At 38.4% G+C, this 18171-nt stretch carries 18 protein-coding genes and 1 pseudogene; 18 read left to right on the top strand and 1 reads right to left on the bottom strand.

Features of this window, described 5'->3' with window-relative positions; genetic code table 11:
* Positions 1-124 precede the first annotated feature (124 nt).
* The 6 genes and pseudogenes from H0173_RS04690 to H0173_RS22640 all read left to right on the top strand — a co-directional run bounded on the left by H0173_RS04690 (position 125) and on the right by H0173_RS22640 (position 5691).
* Positions 125-943: a C39 family peptidase gene (locus H0173_RS04690; protein ID WP_221845121.1), complete on the top strand. Its 819-nt coding sequence runs from the start codon at positions 125-127 to the stop codon at positions 941-943.
* Positions 944-1045: 102 nt separating this feature from the next.
* Entirely contained in the window at positions 1046-1774 is a 729-nt protein-coding gene (gene cuyB, locus H0173_RS04685; protein WP_221845119.1) for a cysteate racemase, read from the top strand.
* A 40-nt stretch (positions 1775-1814) separates the two neighbouring features.
* Entirely contained in the window at positions 1815-2147 is a 333-nt protein-coding gene (locus H0173_RS04680) for a hypothetical protein (protein WP_221845117.1), read from the top strand.
* Between the two features lie 362 nt (positions 2148-2509).
* Positions 2510-3772, top strand: coding sequence for a murein hydrolase activator EnvC family protein (locus tag H0173_RS04675; protein ID WP_221845115.1), 1263 nt, complete (start codon positions 2510-2512; stop codon positions 3770-3772).
* Between the two features lie 206 nt (positions 3773-3978).
* Positions 3979-4749 (top strand): annotated as a pseudogene (locus H0173_RS22645) (MCP four helix bundle domain-containing protein); the annotation flags it as partial.
* The gene (locus H0173_RS22640; protein ID WP_396021184.1) at positions 4744-5691 is read left to right on the top strand and encodes a methyl-accepting chemotaxis protein; all 948 of its coding nucleotides are present in this window, start codon (positions 4744-4746) and stop codon (positions 5689-5691) included. The pseudogene H0173_RS22645 and the gene H0173_RS22640, both read left to right, overlap by 6 nt.
* A gap of 86 nt (positions 5692-5777) precedes the next feature.
* On the opposite strand, the gene H0173_RS04665 is transcribed toward H0173_RS22640, so the two are convergent.
* Entirely contained in the window at positions 5778-6116 is a 339-nt protein-coding gene (locus H0173_RS04665; RefSeq protein ID WP_221845111.1) for a YmaF family protein, read from the bottom strand.
* Between the two features lie 175 nt (positions 6117-6291).
* On the opposite strand from H0173_RS04665, the gene H0173_RS04660 reads away from it, so the two are divergent.
* The 12 genes from H0173_RS04660 (at position 6292) to H0173_RS04605 (ending at position 18167) form a co-directional block, all read left to right on the top strand.
* Complete coding sequence (locus tag H0173_RS04660) at positions 6292-6984, top strand: Type 1 glutamine amidotransferase-like domain-containing protein (RefSeq protein ID WP_221845109.1); 693 nt, start codon at positions 6292-6294, stop codon at positions 6982-6984.
* Between the two features lie 7 nt (positions 6985-6991).
* A complete protein-coding gene (locus tag H0173_RS04655) occupies positions 6992-7558 on the top strand; it encodes a histidine phosphatase family protein (RefSeq protein ID WP_396021183.1) in 567 nt (188 codons plus the stop codon).
* A 25-nt stretch (positions 7559-7583) separates the two neighbouring features.
* Positions 7584-7943, top strand: a complete 360-nt coding sequence (locus H0173_RS04650) for a hypothetical protein (RefSeq protein ID WP_221845108.1) — start codon at positions 7584-7586, stop codon at positions 7941-7943.
* A gap of 112 nt (positions 7944-8055) precedes the next feature.
* Positions 8056-9534 carry a response regulator transcription factor gene (locus H0173_RS04645; RefSeq protein WP_221845107.1) on the top strand — a complete coding sequence of 493 codons (1479 nt, stop codon included), beginning with the start codon at positions 8056-8058 and terminating at the stop codon, positions 9532-9534.
* Between the two features lie 82 nt (positions 9535-9616).
* Positions 9617-9769, top strand: a complete 153-nt coding sequence (locus H0173_RS04640; RefSeq protein WP_221845278.1) for a hypothetical protein — start codon at positions 9617-9619, stop codon at positions 9767-9769.
* A 184-nt stretch (positions 9770-9953) separates the two neighbouring features.
* Positions 9954-11627: a urocanate hydratase gene (gene hutU, locus H0173_RS04635; RefSeq protein ID WP_221845106.1), complete on the top strand. Its 1674-nt coding sequence runs from the start codon at positions 9954-9956 to the stop codon at positions 11625-11627.
* 2 nt (positions 11628-11629) lie between these two features.
* Positions 11630-12886, top strand: coding sequence for an imidazolonepropionase (hutI, locus tag H0173_RS04630; protein WP_221845105.1), 1257 nt, complete (start codon positions 11630-11632; stop codon positions 12884-12886).
* Between the two features lie 181 nt (positions 12887-13067).
* A complete protein-coding gene (locus H0173_RS04625; RefSeq protein ID WP_396021182.1) occupies positions 13068-13904 on the top strand; it encodes a carbon-nitrogen family hydrolase in 837 nt (278 codons plus the stop codon).
* 151 nt (positions 13905-14055) lie between these two features.
* Positions 14056-15390 (top strand): D-serine ammonia-lyase, encoded by a 1335-nt coding sequence (locus tag H0173_RS04620; protein WP_221845265.1) that lies wholly within the window; start codon positions 14056-14058, stop codon positions 15388-15390.
* A gap of 38 nt (positions 15391-15428) precedes the next feature.
* Entirely contained in the window at positions 15429-16640 is a 1212-nt protein-coding gene (locus H0173_RS04615; protein WP_221845103.1) for an alanyl-tRNA editing protein, read from the top strand.
* 170 nt (positions 16641-16810) lie between these two features.
* The gene (locus H0173_RS04610) at positions 16811-17128 is read left to right on the top strand and encodes a DUF3870 domain-containing protein (protein ID WP_221845102.1); all 318 of its coding nucleotides are present in this window, start codon (positions 16811-16813) and stop codon (positions 17126-17128) included.
* A 214-nt stretch (positions 17129-17342) separates the two neighbouring features.
* Positions 17343-18167 (top strand): M55 family metallopeptidase, encoded by an 825-nt coding sequence (locus tag H0173_RS04605; protein WP_221845101.1) that lies wholly within the window; start codon positions 17343-17345, stop codon positions 18165-18167.
* The last annotated feature ends 4 nt before the right edge of the window (positions 18168-18171 follow it).

The following is an 18171-nucleotide window of genomic DNA, read 5'->3' as shown; positions in this document are numbered from 1 at the left end:
TAGAAAAGCGGAAGTGCCTTGCACAACATCCCCTAATTAGAGGGATAAAGAAATAGCAGCGAAGATCAGGAAAGAATTTTCATAGGAAAACCTTCTTTATAACTTTAATAGGGGATAGATATAAGTGAAGAAAATAGTAGTAGGCACTACTTTTATAGTCCTTGTATTTGTCGTTTATTTGACAATGAACATGGTAAATAATCACTCAAGAGTGAGCAGTAAAGTGAATTCAGAAGTGGATTTCACAGGAATAGACTCTATTACAAAACTCAATGTTCCCACTTATGTTAAAAAGTATGATTGGACTAAAGAAGGACAGCTGAAAATAACAGAGGTCTTTATTCCTGTGAAAATGGTAAAACAATTGCCGGAGCTACCGCACGGCTGTGAAATTACGTCCTTAACAGCGATTTTAAATACTTACGGTTTTGAAGTTTCAAAAACTGAGATGGCCGATAAATATTTACCAAAGCAGCCTTTTTCATCAAAAAATAATCGCAGATATGGAGCTAATCCATTAAAGGCATATGCAGGTAATCCTAGGAGTCAGACTGGCGGATTTTTCAGTTATGCTCCTCCAATTATTCAAGCTGCAGAAAAATACTCTGTCGCTGCAGGAGCAGAGCTGCAAACAAAAGATATAAGCGGAAGTTCAAGAGAAGAAATTATTAATCAGCTTAACAAAGGCATCCCTGTTGTTATTTGGGTAACCTTAGATCTTGGGAAACCAAGATTAAATTATTCTTGGTATTTAAATGATACAGGCGAGAAATTTACGGCACCTGTTAATTTACATGCAGTCGTATTAAATGGTTATGATGAAAAGAGTGTTCATGTTATGAATCCGTTAAAAGGACAAATGACCTATAACATAGATGCATTTTTCAAAAGCTATCAAGAACTTGGAAGTCATGCAATGACCGTCGTCAAAAATGAAAAGTAAGCAGTGAAAGCAAAAGAAAATCTCTTTACCTAAGATATTTCTTTTGCTTTTCATTTTCTGATAAAATACGGATAAAAGTCATTACAATAAGAAGGATGAATCATGGGAAAGAAAAGCTTAGGAGTAATAGGTGGAATGGGGCCAATGGCCACATCTGTCTTTTTTGAAAAAGTGATCGAAAATACTGTGGCAAATTGTGACCAAGAGCACATTAATATGGTGATCCTGAACCATGCTACATTACCTGATCGGACGAGTGTAATTCTGGAAAATAAAGAAGAATTATTTTTAAATGCTGTGGAGAAGGATTTTAGACTTCTAGAAGCAGCAGGTGTTGAGCATATTGCTATTCCATGTAATACATCGCATTTTTTCTACGATCAGATGCAGGAGATGTCAAAGATTAAAATAATTAATATGGTCGATGAGACATGTAAGGAAATCCATAAAAAACATGGAGACCATAGTAAAGTGGCTATACTGGCAACAAATGGAACAGTACAAAGCGGGATCTATAAGCAGGGATGTAAAAACTATAATATGGAATTATATACCCCTAATCAGGTCTCTCAAGAGCAAGTGATGAATACAATATATAATATTAAAAGTGATTTACACATAGATGAGGCTGTCATTGAACAAATCATCAAAGATCTTGTATTCAAAGAGAATTGCTGCTGTGTCATTCTTGCATGTACTGAGCTATCATGTTTGAGCTTGAATGCTGAAGTGATGAAATATTGCATCGATGCCATGGATGTTCTTGTAGAAAAGTCAATTGAATACTCCGGTGGCATTGTTAAGAATCCAATCAAGTTGGGCAAGCCTTAATCATTTAAAGGTTTATTTTATTCTTAAGGGAGGGTTCGTTTTGAAGCTGAATGAAGCGGAAAAGTTTAAAGAGTTTTTGGAAGAATCATTTGGTGATGGAGTAAAAATTAGAGAATTACGTTTATCGGATGAAGAAACAGAGTACATTAAAAGAAATTACCCAAAGGCTAGTTTAAATACAAGTATGCCGAAACAAGCTCCTGACGGGAAGATATGGTACAAAGTATCTCTCAAGCCTCCCAAAAATGACAGTGAATTACTAGGAAATGATCGCCTTACAGCTATACAAAAAGAAAACTTACAATTAAAACAAGAGCTCGAAACGTTGAAGAAATATATGTTTATTCAACGCGAGGACAATCAGTTCAATTAATATTTAAGTTCCGTCAAGCTACGCTTGGCGGTTTTTTGTTTTTTAGACCCTTATAGTCAGCGGTAAAAGAGAAAGAGCTTCATTTATCACTATTCGACAAGAACCTTCATTTTTGAAATGTATTTGTAATAATTTTCGGGATTAATTTTTACTGGGACAATGCTATAATATAAAATGTACAATTATAGGACAAAAATTGACCATTATTGCGAATATTTTCCACAGAATCCTTTCTTATAATTCTACAATCTATAACATTATGAACCATCTAACCTGACAAGTTATGACTTTTAAGAATAATTGATTACCAGAAATTTTTTACATAAAAGCAAAAATGATAAATAGAAGGGAGAAACGGACACTTGAAACGGAAATTTCTCATTCTAGGAATTGGATTCATCGTTGGCTACGGCAGTTTATTTTCTCCAGTTTCTAATACGGCTTATGCAGTTCAGACAAATAAACAGCTGGAAAATAAGAAAAAAGATGTTCAAAATAAACGGTCAACTATTCAATCAGAGATAAGTGATACCCAAAGCAAAGTTGACCAGATCAATGCAGAACAGGCTGCAACGGCAGCTGAAATCAAAAAGCTAGACTTTGCTGTAGCAGATACAAATACTCAAATTAGAGAAAAGGAAGCCCAAATTGAAGAAGCAAAAACTGAAATACAGAAGCTTCAAGAGGAAATAGCTATTCTAAAGGACCAGATTCAGAAACGGGACGAGCTTCTTAAGGAGCGTGTTCGCTCCATACAGGAAAATGGAGGAGTCATTAGCTATCTAGACGTATTATTAGGGGCGCAGAACTTTGGTGATTTTATCACTCGAGTAAGTGCGGTAACAACGTTTATGCAGGCTGATAGAGACTTGTTAAGAACTCATCAAGAGGATAAAGCTGTCCTTGATCAGAAGGAAGCTGAAATGAAAAAGCAGCTTGATGATTTAAATCAGAAGAAAGCTCAGCTTGAAGAAATGAAGAAAAAGCTACAAGTGCAAGTGGCTGAAAAGAATAAGCTTCTTGCTCATTTAAATGCACAAGAAGAAAAAATGCATGAGGAGCTCCATGAGCTTGAAGATCAGGAAGCCATCCTTGCTGCTCAAGAAAAAGCAATTAAGCGTGAGATAGAAGCTTGGAATAAAAGACAGCGTGAGCTAGAGGAACAACGGAAAAAACAAGCGGCGAATGGAACTGTGGGCCAAATGCCGACAGTGACGAATGGAACATTCATGAACCCGACAACAGGCAGTCTTACTTCAGGCTTCGGCCAGCGTTGGGGAACCTTCCATTCAGGTATTGATATCGGAAAAGGCGGAAGAACTGGATCTGTGCCGATTGTAGCAGCTGCCTCTGGTACGGTTATTCGTGCTAATTATGACCGCAGCTACGGTAATGTCGTCATGATTACACACGTTATCGATGGACAAGTTATGACAACAGTATATGGACATATGGAAAGTCTTAGTGTTTCAAACGGCCAGAGTGTTGAAAAAGGACAAATGCTTGGCTATATGGGCAGTACCGGTCATTCAACTGGGCCACACCTTCATTTTGAAATTCATCACGGAGGCTGGAATGGAAGCCGTACAAATGCGGTGAATCCTCTTAAATATGTTTCGTATTAATAGATATTCATCAAATTGAGAGTTTGCAAATCTTGCAGACTCTCAATTTTTTTGTGCCAAAAATAAATTAAGTAAAATTAATACCATAGACTCAATACATTCTGCCTAAAATATGTAGAAAAAAGCAGGAAAGACTCCTATCTTTGTCGAATTATTCGTATAATTAAGTAGATTATGTGAAAATTAAGTGGAAAAGGAGGGGGAATATGAAGTTTATTAAAAATTTAAAAATTAAAAATAAGTTATTTATTTTAGTTATTACTTCTATTATTTTTTTAATCAGTATCAGTGCTATCGGTTATATATATATGAGCCAAATGTCTAAAAATACAAAGGAAATGTATACCGATAGGCTAATTCCAATTAAAACGATTAACCTCATCCGAAATAATATGCGGGCACTTGATTCATTTGTGTTAGAGTTGATTATTACTGATGATCGAGCTAAGCAAGTTGATTTAGAAACAAAAATTACAGAGAGATTCCAGCAAAATAATCAGCTTTTGAAAGAATATGAAGATACTGGTCTAGTTGGTGATGCAAAACAAAACTTTAGTCACTTACAAGAACATCTTAAAGCCTACGAAAGGGAACTTAATGATATAGCAAAATTAGCTTTAGCCGGTAAATCTCAAGAGGCCTATACCAATTATTCAACACAGCTTAATAGTGTAAGAGTAGCGGTTAGCGGATATTCCGATGTAATTAGCGACAGCAATATTACAGCCTCTGAACAATTAAATCAAAAAAATGTAGAAATGAAAAACCAGGCAACGATGATTATGCTGTTTGTTTCCTTACTCGCAGCCATCCTCTTTACGGGTATAGGATTTGTGATAATTAAGATTATAACTAATCCTGTTAAGGAAATTCAGAATCTTATGTCAAAGGCGGAGAAAGGTGATTTTACCGTCCAGGGAAAAGTGGAGACTAAAGATGAAATTGGACTGTTAACCGAATCATTTAACAGTATGATAAATGGGATACAAGGATTAATTAAACAAGTTTCCCAAACTTCCGAACATGTTGCAGCCTCTGCTGAGGAATTAACAGCAAGTACTGAAATGACGAATAAAGCTACAGAACATATTGCAAGTACTATTCAAGAATTAGCAGCTGGAACGGAACAGCAGGTTCATAGCGTCGGAGAAACGAAGAAAACCATCAATGAAATGTCTGAAGGTGTACGTCAAATTGCCGACAATGCCCAACGAGTATCAGATTCAGCACTGATGACTTCTGAAAAAGCTTATGAAGGAAATGAAACCATTTCAAATGCAATCGGGCAAATGAATTCGATTAACCAAACCGTATCATTATTAGGAGATACAGTTAGAAGATTGGGAGAGCGTTCAAAGGAGATCGGATCTATTATAGAGGTTATCACGGATATTTCTGCTCAAACAAATTTGCTTGCCCTGAATGCAGCGATTGAAGCAGCACGAGCAGGAGATAGCGGTCGAGGGTTTGCTGTTGTGGCAGATGAAGTACGTAAACTAGCAGAACAATCTTCAGGATCTGCACAGAAGATAGCTGCTTTAATCACTTCTATTCAAAGTGAAACAAAGTCAGCCATTGTTTCGATGGAACAAGCTTTTACAGAAGTAAATGAAGGAATTGGCATGGTGAACATAGCAGGTGATACATTCCAGCAAATTCAACATGCTGTCAAAGAAGTAGCTGGAGATATACTTGAAGTTTCATCTGCTGTCCAGCAAATGGCCGCAAGTTCAGAGCATATCCTCGATGCAATAAATATTGTCAACGAAGTAGCTGCCACTGCTGTTACCGGAACAGAAGAAGTGTCGTCTGCAACTGAAGAGCAGCTGGCATCTATGGAGGAAATCGCTTCTTCATCCCATGCATTATCAAAAGTAGCGGAAGAATTAAAAATGTTAATTGGTGAATTCAAAGTCTAATATTTAAATAATGGAAAGCCCAAATTTCGCTTGGAAAATAGCTGAAATTTGGGCTTGTTAACTTCATGAACAAATAATATAAAAGATTATTTACTACCGGGAGCCGGCTGGTCTACTCCCTGTACCCGATGCCGATGTCCATCATTTTCAGTTGTATAAAAGTCATAATAATGTACATGCATGCCGTTTCCGATAGGAATGGCAGGTCCGGAATATGCCTGATAATGATGGTTATGCCCATCCTCAAAGAGGACATAGCCTTCAGTATAATGAACATGACTGCCGTCAGGTGTCTGAATAGGAGGGGAGGTAATGTCTAAACATTGATGAACATGCCCGTCACTAACAGAAGTATAATCAACTGAACCATGATTGTGATTAGGGACAAAACCTTGAATAAATTCATCTTTTCCAACTCTTTTCAAGCCAATCACCTCTACAATGATATATTCATCTTTAAAATGTATATGCTAAGGAAAAGAGTCATCATACATTGTTTGGAAAAAATATAATATAATTCTAATATATTTATTAGATATTAGTAATCTCGCTATCCTATAACGATTAAAAAAGTGAAAAATATAATTAAGGGTGAAAAAGATGAGGCAAATCATTGCGGTAGGCGGTGGTGGATTCTCTATGGAGCCAGATAATCCATTGCTAGATTTATATATATTAGAGCAGGCAGAAACAAGTCATCCAAAAGTCTGTTTTCTTCCTACAGCGAGTGGAGATTCAGTTGATTATATATCAAGATTTTATGCTTTTTTTGAAAAACAAAATTGTACGCCTTCTCACTTATCTTTATTTAAGCCTCCAACTAGGGATTTAGAGGCCTTTCTCCTGGAAAAAGAAATTATTTATGTGGGTGGAGGCAATACACGAAATTTACTTGTGTTGTGGAAGGAATGGGGAATCGATTCTATTTTAAGAAAGGCTTGGAATAAAGGGATAATACTAGCGGGCATTAGTGCTGGCTCTTTATGCTGGTTTGAAGAAGGTGTGACTGATTCTTTTGGAGATGGATTAGAACCTCTTTCATGTTTAGGTTTTCTAAAGGGAAGCAATTGTCCGCATTATGATGGAGAATCAGATAGAAGACCGGCGTATCACAAGCTCATTAGCTCAGGTACGTTACAGGCAGGTATAGCTGCAGATGACGGAGCGGCTATACATTATATAGATCAAAGCATTAGTAAAATTGTTAGTTCTAGGCAAAATGCTAAAGCTTATAAGGTCTCTTTTCAGGACCAAATAATAGAAGAAGTACTTGAAACGACCTTTTTAAAATAAGGAGAGGATCAGACTGTCTACTAATCTTTATTTTGTCAGACACGCACACTCTGTCTATACCCCAGACGAATTACAAAGACCGCTATCTGAACGTGGATTTGCAGATGCGCAAAAGGTGACGGAAGTGCTGAAAAAGGAAAATATTGACCTTGTCATTTCAAGTCCTTATAAAAGGGCAATTGAAACCGTTGAAGGGATAGCCAATTTAATAGATCAAGAGATTCAAATTGTTGAAGGCTTTAAGGAACGGATGCTATCAGAAAAACCTGTTGAGGATTTTCAGCGGGCTATTACGAAAGTATGGGAGGACAATTCTTTTTCCTGGCAGGGAGGAGAGTCTAATTTATATAGCCAAGAAAGAGGAGTAAAGGCCGCTTTTCATGTGCTAGAAAAATATAATGAAAAAAATATAGTCATTGGCACACATGGAAATATAATGGTTTTGATCATGAATTACTTTGATTCCAGATTTAATTTTAAGTTCTGGAAGGAGCTCGATATGCCTGATATTTATAAATTGTCATTTGATCGTTTAGTGTTAAAAGGTGTTGAGAGGATTTGGAAAAGAGAATAGGAATTACTTTGCGGAGGATATGAATATGAGAAAATATTTTTTACCAATATCCATTTTGATATTAAGCATTTCAATTTTTTATGGCGGATTTCAGTTAAGTTCTGTCATGAAAAGTCAGGAAAGTGATAAATCATCTGGTGATAGCATGATGGATAAAGGCTTGCTTACATTAGAAGAGGCGGCATTATTTTTGAGCATGTCGACAGATGAGCTAAATATAGTAATTAATAGACAGGAATTTGAAAGAAAGAAATTATCGAGTTTTGAAACTTACAGGTTTATTCCGTTTATTACTATGAATAATAAAAGGTATTTTAATAAGGATCAATTGAATAAATGGATCGAATATAACTCCATTATTTGGAGCGAGATTAGCGATAATTAAGCTTGGGATTAGCTTCTCAGGTTTTTTCTCTTTGTAATGCAAATGCGTGAACTGAGAATGATATAATAACTATTACTTAGATTAGAACGACGTAAAGCAGGAGGTGAGAGCTGTGGATATTTATTTTTTGGCAAAGGATTCATTAGAGGCACAGGGAATACGTTGGACCATTGAGTCACATTTGGCTGGGGTGAAGCTGACTCAGTTTCATTCAATGGAAGAGCTTTTTCAGTCTGTACAGAAGAACCGTCCCAATCTGGTTATCTTGGATATGGACAGGTGGGGAAAGGAAAGTGAACGGCTTTGTCATCAAATGCAACAGCAAAAAACTCGATGGCTGGGAATCTCTTCAGAACGGATTTTTCAAACAGCTTATCGTGCCCTACAGTTCCGGGCGGAGGACGTATTGTTCCGTCCATTTTCTGCAGACGACTTGGTAAAACGTATTCAGCAGCTCCGCTATCAAATGCGCAATGAACAGCCCTTCTCATTAAATGCAAGTGTTATTACAAACGCAAATAGCATCGATTATCCAGATCTTTTTTTGTCTGATCATCATTATGATGAACGAATGATAATGGTAGCTTTTTTAACACCTAATACCGATTCCCTCCAGCTCGTATATGAAGCATTACAGCGATATCCGTTACCGGGAAAATATAAACTTTTTGCTTTATCTGACTTCATCCTTTGTATTCAGGAAACAGAAAAGGCTGAAGCTTTACAGGAGGTTTATCATTCCTTTTTAACAAGGTGGAAGGAGCGCATAGACGAGCCGCTGGCTATATTTATTAATTTTGACTCAACCCAAAAATCTCTTAAGAATAGATATCTGGAAACAAGACAGTTAACGAAAAGAATCTTTTTTGAGGGGTACGATATTATTTTAGCAGAAAATAACCAAATGCAATCAAGAGAATTGGATCCATTCCTTACCCCGCTTGAACAGAGGCAATGGATAGAAATGCTTGAAAAACAAAATATAACGGCTATTAGAGAATGGGTAGAGCATGAATTTTTAACATATGAGCAGCCATACCCTGACCCTGAAATGGTACGCATACGCCTTACAAGTGTGCTTGCCCAGATTCGCAGACATATGAAGTCTTATAATCTTCAAAGTGCACAGTTAGAATCAGCTTATCATAATGTTTTTCAACATATTATTCACACTCCGGTTATTTATCAAATTGTGCAAGAGTTTCTTGCTTTTACGGCACTCTTGCTTAACCAGGTGAAAGCTCAGCTTTTGCAAAAAGGTCCACATTCTTTAGTTGAAAAAGCAAGGGAATTAATTGAATCTAATTATTGGGAGGCAGGATGGAATCTAGCTGCATGTGCAGAGGCTCTACGAATTAATAAAAGTACCCTGAGCCGCCGTTTTTCAAAGGAATCCGGCACACCGTTTGGTAATCTGCTTCATCAAGTGAGAATTAGAGAAGCGAAACAACTTCTTCAAGAAACTGATTTATCTTTAGAAGAGGTGGCTAGGTTAACGGGCTACTCTCACCAAACCTATTTTAATGCGAAATTTAAGCAGATCGAGGGTTGTACACCGTTTGCTTATCGTACTGGCTATAGAAGTTCATAAAGTTTTGCCTCTTATCAATATCATAAACATAATAATGGGAAAACGGAAAATGATATTAATATGATGATGAGGAGGCTGAATGATGAAAGAGAATATCGACCAGACGAGTGAGGGTCTAAATCAACTATTTGAAGTGATTAATGCAAAAGGTGATACAGGAGAAATAAATGAAATAGTCAAAAGAACGAAAACAGATTCTGATAGGAACAATGAGAAATCACAAAATGATATGTAAGTAGCAGGGGCTTAGATTTTAAATCTGAGCTCTTATTTTTTTGCGATTAAGTGTGAAATAAATTATAAAAATTTAAATTTTAATTAAAATTTGTGATATAAATTATAAAATTAGCATCATTTTATAAATAATTATCTGAAATTTCCCTATAAAATAAATATATAGATAAAAGGAGGCTGTATTTATGAAAACAATTGCAAATGAAAAGGTTGTCCGTTATCGGGGAACAGAATTAAATACAAAGGGCTGGCAGCAAGAAGCAGCACTGCGAATGCTGATGAATAACTTAGATCAAGATGTTGCTGAGCGTCCAGAGGATCTAGTTGTTTATGGGGGAATCGGGAAAGCTGCACGAAATTGGGAGTGCTTTGATGCCATTGTAAAATCATTAAAAGAACTGGAAAACGATGAAACTTTGCTTATTCAATCTGGTAAACCGGTAGCCATTTTTAAATCACATACTGATGCACCTCGTGTGCTTCTAGCAAACTCTAATATTGTCCCGGCGTATGCAAATTGGGATACATTCCATGAACTTGATAAAAAAGGTCTTATGATGTATGGGCAAATGACGGCTGGAAGCTGGATTTATATCGGATCTCAAGGGATTGTTCAAGGAACTTATGAAACATTTGCAGAGCTAGCTAAACAGCATTTTAACAATTCGTTAAAAAATACGATTACAGTAACTGCTGGCCTTGGCGGAATGGGTGGAGCTCAGCCGCTAGCTGTTACGATGAACGGCGGGGTTTGTATTGGTATTGAAGTTGATGAAACACGAATTGACCGCCGAATTGAAACTCGATATACAGACGTGAAAACAAGCTCACTTGATGAAGCTATTCAATGGGCACAAGAAGCGAAACTATCAGGTAAAGCTCTGTCTATCGGTCTATTAGGAAATGCATGTGATATTCTACCAGAAATGATTTCTAAAGGGTTTATCCCAGATGTGTTAACAGACCAAACTTCTGCTCATGACCCGCTGAATGGATATATTCCTTCAGGGATGTCGTTAGAAGCAGCTGCTGAATTACGTCAAGCTGATCCAGCAGAATATGTTAAGCTGTCCAAAGCATCCATGGCTAAGCACGTAAAGGCGATGCTAGAAATGATGGAAAAAGGCGCGATTACTTTTGATTATGGCAACAACATCCGTCAAGTTGCGAAGGATGAAGGAGTAGAAAACGCCTTTGCTTTCCCAGGCTTTGTCCCGGCTTATATTCGTCCGCAGTTCTGTGAAGGAAAAGGACCTTTCCGCTGGGCAGCTCTTTCAGGTGATCCTGAAGATATTTATAAAACAGATGAAGTGATTTTACGCGAATTTAGCTATAACACACATCTTTGCAACTGGATCAAAATGGCACGCGAAAAAATCCAATTCCAAGGACTTCCTTCACGCATTTGCTGGCTAGGCTATGGTGAACGTGCTCGATTTGGAAAAATCATTAATGACATGGTGGCAAAAGGCGAGTTAAAGGCTCCGATTGTTATTGGACGTGACCACCTTGATTCAGGTTCAGTTGCATCCCCTAACCGAGAAACAGAAGGAATGAAGGATGGATCAGATGTTGTAGCTGACTGGCCAATTCTAAATGCTATGATCAATGCTGTTGGAGGCGCAACATGGGTTTCTGTTCATCATGGCGGTGGTGTTGGTATGGGCTATTCCTTACATGCAGGTATGGTTATCGTTGCAGATGGAACTAAGGAAGCTGAAGCGCGGCTTGAACGTGTATTAACGACTGACCCGGGCATGGGTGTTGTACGCCATGTGGATGCAGGATATGAATTAGCAGAGAAAACGGCACGTGAAAAAGGGGTAAATATCCCAATGCTTTCAAAAGGGAATGAGTAAGAATGACAAAACCAATTTGGATTAAACATATTACGCAGCTGGCTACTCTTGCTTCAAAAGTAAAAGGCCCCCGTTCTAAGGAGGCCATGTCCGAGCTTGGATTAATTGAAGACGGAAGCTTGTGGATAGAGAATGGCGTTATTGGAGCTGTAGGAACAACGGAGGAACTTGAAAAGCTCTACACGTCGAGAGAGCATGAAGCGAAAATTGTAGATGCTACTGGCCATCTAGTTACTCCTGGGCTCGTCGATCCGCACACACATGTGGTCTATGGCGGCAGTCGTGAACGTGAATTTGAAATGCGCCTTGAAGGGGCAACTTATATGGATATTATGAATGCGGGCGGCGGAATTCATGCGACGACCCGCATGACCCGTGAAGCTTCAGAGGAAGAACTAATTGAACAAACAACCCGCAGGCTTGATTCATTCCTTCAACATGGGGTTACAACCGTAGAAGGAAAAAGCGGTTATGGAATGAATCTTGAAACGGAGCTAAAGCAATTAAAAGTCATGAAAAAGCTGCAGGAGATTCATCCAATTGATCTCGTTCCAACCTTTATGGGCGCTCATGCCGTCCCACCTGATTTTAAAGGAAGAGAAGATGAATTTGTCCATCATTTAATAGAAGATATGCTGCCAATAATAGCAGAAGAGAAATTAGCCCAATTCAATGATGTTTTCTGTGAAAAAGGAGTTTTTACCCCAGAGCAATCAGAACGTATCTTAGAGGCTGGAAAGCGATTGGGACTGACTCCTAAAATACATGCAGACGAAATTGAACCATATGGTGGAGCGGAGTTAGCAGCGAAAGTAGGCGCGATTTCAGCTGAGCATTTATTGAAGGCATCAGACGAGGGAATCCAAGCAATGGCGAAATCAGGAACTATTGCGTGTCTGTTGCCTGCAACAGCCCTTTACTTAAGAGAACAAGCTGCTGCTGGAAGAAAAATGATTGATAGCGGGGTGGCTGTCGCGATTTCGACAGACTGTAACCCAGGATCTTCTCCAACCACGTCAATGCCGCTTGTTATGAATCTAGCTTGTATATCTATGAGACTTACACCAGCTGAGAGTTTAACTGCTGCTACCTACAATGCTGCCTGTGCAATTAATCGACAGGATGAGGTTGGATCACTAGAAGTAGGCAAGAAAGCAGACGTTGTCCTGTGGAATGTGAAAAGCTATCAGGAATTACAATATTTATTTGGGGTTAACCATGTGAAATCAGTATGGAAAAAAGGGGTTCAGGTAGTTTAGGCAGGATCAACCATTTAAATTAGCTAAATTTGAAATATAGAGGCAGAGGCTAAACTTCTGCCTCTTTTTTTAATTCTTATGATAATAAATAGCTTTCCTGAACGACTCTTCCCAAGTAGTCTATAAAAAATATCAGAAACTTGGAAATTGACATATCTTTTCAACTCCTGTGGAAAATGTTATAACGAAAAGTAAGGTTTACTATTGTCAGATATTTATAGGAGGAGGAATTCGAATGAAGTGGAAGGTTGGATGTGTCCAAATGGATATTGCCTACGGGGATCCGGTGAAAAATTTGGAACTTGCCGAGAAGTGGTTTGATAAAGCAGCGAGCGAGAATTGTACAGTTGTTGTTCTTCCTGAGCTATGGAGTACAGGTTATGATTTGGAGCGTTTACCTGAAATTGGTCATAAAGAGGGAGTGGATATCATTCATTTTCTTCAGGAGCAGGCTAAGAAGCATGGGTTTCAAATTGTCGGGGGATCCATTGCGAAGGGTACGGATGATGGGTTTTTAAATACTCTTTATGTAGTAGATAAAGAGGGAAACGTTGTTCATGAGTACAGCAAGCTCCATTTGATTCAGTTAATGGATGAGCATCTTTACTTAAAGGCAGGTACGGATGAAACCTTCTTTATGTTAGATGGAGAAGCTTCTTCTAGTTTTATTTGCTACGATATTCGATTCCCTGAATGGTTGAGAAAGCCGATTATTAAAGGGGCCAAAACGATGTTTGTTGTAGCAGAATGGCCGATCCAAAGGTTAGATCACTGGCGCACCTTATTAAGAGCCCGTGCAATCGAAAATCAATGCTATGTTATTGCTTGTAACCGGAGCGGAGAAGATAAAAATAACAAATTCGCAGGTCATTCGATGATTATCGATCCATGGGGAGAGGTTGTATCAGAAGGCGGCGAAGGCGAGGAACTTGTGATTGGAGAGGTTAATTTTGATCACATCGACTCTATACGAAGCCAAATTCCTGTATTTGAAGACAGAAGACCAGAGCGGTATTAAAAATAAACTATAGAAACCAAATCAGCAGGGAGGTGCATTTTCCATGCTGATTTTTTACTATCAGAAAATTTTGCATGATATCTTGTAAAACAACTCATCTTCCTTCAAAATTACTTTAAAAAGCAGAAAGAGTGATAATATGCCAACAAGAATGATACAAGGAAAAACATTGGATGAATGGAAAAGAGAATTGCCCATTTTATCAGAGATGACGGGCTTTCACGAAGTATTTTGGACAAATCCTAAATTTCAATCAGACTCAGAAACTTCTTTAACGATAGATGATGTAATAGATGCAGAGAAAAGGCTTGCCCGATTTGCTCCGTATATAGCAAAAGTATTTCCGGAAACAGCAAAGGATCAAGGATTGATTGAATCGCCGCTTTTTTTTATACCAAAAATGCTAGAAAAGCTTGAAGCATTCTATCAGAATGATTTTCTCGGTCATTTATATTTGAAAGGAGATAGTCATCTGCCTATTTCAGGCTCTATTAAAGCACGCGGCGGAATTTATGAAGTGCTGAAATATGCTGAGGAGCTAGCACTTAGACATAACATGCTTTCTTTGGATGATGACTATTCCTTATTAGCGGAGCAAAGATTTAAAGATTTCTTTTCAGGTTATTCTATAGCTGTTGGATCGACAGGTAACCTAGGATTAAGCATAGGGATTATGAGTGCAAAGCTTGGTTTTAAGGTATTTGTACATATGTCGGCTGATGCAAAACAGTGGAAAAAGGATTTACTTCGAGAAAAAGGAGTAGTCGTAGTCGAGCATGCATCTGATTTTAGCGCTGCTGTTGAACATGGGCGGAAGCAGGCTAGCGAGGATCCAAATATGTATTTTGTTGATGATGAAAGCTCTAAACATCTGTTTCTTGGCTATTCGGTAGCAGCACTTCGTTTAAAAAAACAGCTTGAGGAAAAGAATGTGAAGGTGGATGATCAGAATCCGTTATTTGTCTATCTTCCTTGTGGAGTGGGCGGCGGCCCGGGAGGAGTGACATTCGGTCTTAAGCTTGTGTTCGGAGACCATGTCCATTGCTTCTTTATCGAACCAACTCATTCTCCTTGTATGCTGCTAGGCCTTATGACAGGATTACACGATGAAGTGTCGGTTCAGGAGTTTGGCATTGATAATAAAACAGAAGCAGATGGATTAGCAGTTGGCCGACCATCAGCCTTTATCGGGAAAACGATTGAAAATAAGATCAGCGGTATTTGTACGGTCGACGATGATAAGTTATTTACCTACCTGGCCATGCTGGCGGATACAGAAGGAATTTACCTTGAACCGTCTGCTCTCGCTGGCTTCTCATGCTATGTTCAATTATTTGAATCTATGGCAGGACAAAAATATTTGAGCGAGCAAAACCTGAAGCCAAATTTAGAAAATGGAACACATATTATTTGGGGGACAGGCGGCAGTATGGTTCCAGAAAAAGAGATGAAGCAATACTACGAAAGAGGAAAGAAGACGTTATAATAATTGATACTATGAATTAACCAAAGGAGATAAAGCTATTGGAAAACAAGCTATATTACAAGGACCCATATATGCACACTTTTAGAGCTCATGTCCTAAAACAAGAAATAGATGAGCAAGGAAAACAATACGTCGTTTTAAATGAAACGGCATTCTATCCAACTGGTGGGGGACAGCCTCATGATACCGGCTATATCGATGATGTAAAGGTTATTGATGTGGAAGAGGTAAATGGAGAGATCCGTCATTATTTAGAAAAGGAATGGCAAGGTTCACAGAATGAAGTCCAAGGTCAGATTGATTGGGCCCGCCGGTTCGATTTTATGCAGCAGCATGCAGGCCAGCATATATTAACCGCAGCTTTTGTCGAGCTTTTTAATATTCCGACTATAGGTTTTCATTTAGGAAGAGAAACTGTAACAATTGACTTGGACATTGACCAGCTTTCTGAGAGCCAAGTAATAGAGGCAGAGCAGCTTGCAAACAAAATTGTTTTAGAGGGAAGGCCAATTGAAACAAAGTGGGTAGCAGAGGAAGAATTGGTTAACTATCAATTACGAAAAGAACTAGCAGTTACAGAAAATATCCGCCTCGTCATTATTCCTGACTTTGATTATAATGGCTGCGGCGGAACACATCCAAAAACTACTGCAGAAGTAGGAGCTATCAAAATTTTAGACTGGGAACGGCAAAAAAATAAAATCCGGGTACAGTTTGTTTGTGGAGGAAGGGTTATATCTCAGCTTCACCAAAAACAAAAAGTAATTAAGGAATTAACAGATTTATTAAATGCGCCGGAGCTGGACTTAGCCGCTGCTGCGAAAAAACTGATTGATAGTGGAAAAGAACGGGAAAAATCACTGGAAGCCCTTCAAGAAGTGCTTCTGTCGTATGAGGCGAAAGAGCTGCTGAATCATGCAGAGTCCACGGAAAAAGGAAAAGTGATCTGTGAAGTGTTTCAAAATCGATCCATTCAGGAGCTGCAAAAGCTAGGACGTTCAATCGCAGCAGAATCAAATGAAGCGGTTGTTTTTCTTGCAAATGAGCTGAACGGCAAGCTTCAATTTGTTTGTGCTCGAGGTTCCGAAGTTACGAGTAGTATGAAGAAGGTCTCCGGTGCTTTGCTTGGATTAATCAATGGAAAAGGCGGCGGCAGCGACCAGTTCGCACAAGGAGGCGGCGAGAGTTTGCTGTCAGGGGAACAGCTTCTTCAGCATGCCAAGGAATTAGTTATTCAGGAGAAAAATTAGATTTATAAGGTGAAAGTAATTAATAAAATATTTAGAAAAATCTTTTAAAATGGTTGTCATGCTTTCCTTGTTGTATTACAATCCTAATAAGGGCTATGCATCACAATGAATGTTTATGTTATCCGCATAAACACCTCATGTGATATCCTTGCTCTGCAGGAGGCATGTTCATGTTTCAGCAAAACACTGTTTATATTATTGGAGACAGCAAGACATCCTTGAACAATCCGATTATGCAAAAATATAACCAATTTTTTATTGGACTAGTAGTAAATAGAGATAACCATGAAATTGTAGATGCTGAATGCTCATCTACAATTGCGCTAACATCCTTATTTGTTAAGTCACTGTTTACAGGAAAATCGATTTTGAATGTAAATCAAGTGCTTGAAGAAATTGAACAGCGCTATTTTGGATCATCTCAAAAGGCTTTGATGGTAGCCTTCAAAAACGCGAATATTAAATATGCACAAATAATGAATAAATAAGCTGCTTTTTCTGTCAAACGCAGATTAAATCCAGCTGTTAGAGATGATGTTTTTCTCTGGCAGCTGGATTTTTTTATCTAATTTATTGGGTGCTTTATGACTTGAAAATAGGAAAGATTCCATTAACTATGATTCTATTTTTCAGGTCAATCGGAATAAGAATGAATAAATATATTTACTCATACTACTTAACTATAAAAATGGGGGTTTACGAATGAAGCTATATATTTCTGTTGATATGGAAGGGATTACAGGGCTGGCTGATTATACACATGTTGATTCTTCAAAGCATAATTACGAGCGCAGCCGCAGGATTATGACGGAAGAAGCGAATCATGTTATTACATCAGCTTTTAATGAAGGATGTTCGGAGGTTGTTGTGAATGACAGCCACTCAAAAATGAATAATCTTTTAATTGAGCATCTTCACCCAGATGCCCAAGTCATAGTGGGAGATGTTAAGCCATTTTCAATGGTTCAGGCATTGGATTCAAGCTTCATTGGGGCCATGTTTATCGGTTACCATGCCAGGGCTTCAATGAAGGGAGCTATGTCCCACTCTATGATTTTCGGAGTTCGAAATATGTATATAAATGATGTAGCAGTTGGAGAAATGGGCCTCAACGCTTATGTGGCTGGCTACTACGGAGTTCCGGTACTAATGGTTGCAGGAGACGACCGGGCTGCATTAGAGGCAGAGCAGCTCATACCTAATGTCACAACAGCTATCGTGAAGGAAACGATTACCCGGTCAGCGGTAAAATCCTTAACTCCAGCAAAGGCTGGCGAGCTTCTGAGAGAAAAAACGGAAGAGGCTTTAAAAAATCGGGATTTAGTGAAACCGCTTGCACCGCCAGAAAATCCACTTTTACGAATTGAGTTTGCCAATTACGGGCAGGCAGAATGGGCATCCTTAATGCCGGGAACCGAGATTGAGGAAAACTCAACAATTGTGCGCTATCAAGCCAAGGATATTCTAGAAGCTTATAAAGCAATGCTGGTAATGGTGGAATTAGCTATGAGAACATCATTCTGTTAGGAAG

The organism is Bacillus sp. S/N-304-OC-R1, from assembly GCF_019749375.1.
In the GTDB taxonomy this organism is placed as follows: Bacteria; Bacillota; Bacilli; order Bacillales; family Cytobacillaceae; genus Cytobacillus.
Note: the sequence above shows the minus strand (reverse complement) of the source record. Positions and strands in the feature narration are given on the sequence as shown.

Coding starts and splice junctions, on each gene's coding strand:
- H0173_RS04640 (WP_221845278.1), top strand. CDS start 9,617: ATGAAAGAGAATATCGACCAGACGAGTGAGGGTCTAAATCAACTATTT.
- H0173_RS04650 (WP_221845108.1), top strand. CDS start 7,584: ATGAGAAAATATTTTTTACCAATATCCATTTTGATATTAAGCATTTCA.
- hutU (WP_221845106.1), top strand. CDS start 9,954: ATGAAAACAATTGCAAATGAAAAGGTTGTCCGTTATCGGGGAACAGAA.
- H0173_RS04620 (WP_221845265.1), top strand. CDS start 14,056: ATGATACAAGGAAAAACATTGGATGAATGGAAAAGAGAATTGCCCATT.
- H0173_RS04660 (WP_221845109.1), top strand. CDS start 6,292: ATGAGGCAAATCATTGCGGTAGGCGGTGGTGGATTCTCTATGGAGCCA.
- H0173_RS04605 (WP_221845101.1), top strand. CDS start 17,343: ATGAAGCTATATATTTCTGTTGATATGGAAGGGATTACAGGGCTGGCT.
- H0173_RS22640 (WP_396021184.1), top strand. CDS start 4,744: ATGATAAATGGGATACAAGGATTAATTAAACAAGTTTCCCAAACTTCC.
- cuyB (WP_221845119.1), top strand. CDS start 1,046: ATGGGAAAGAAAAGCTTAGGAGTAATAGGTGGAATGGGGCCAATGGCC.
- hutI (WP_221845105.1), top strand. CDS start 11,630: ATGACAAAACCAATTTGGATTAAACATATTACGCAGCTGGCTACTCTT.
- H0173_RS04610 (WP_221845102.1), top strand. CDS start 16,811: ATGTTTCAGCAAAACACTGTTTATATTATTGGAGACAGCAAGACATCC.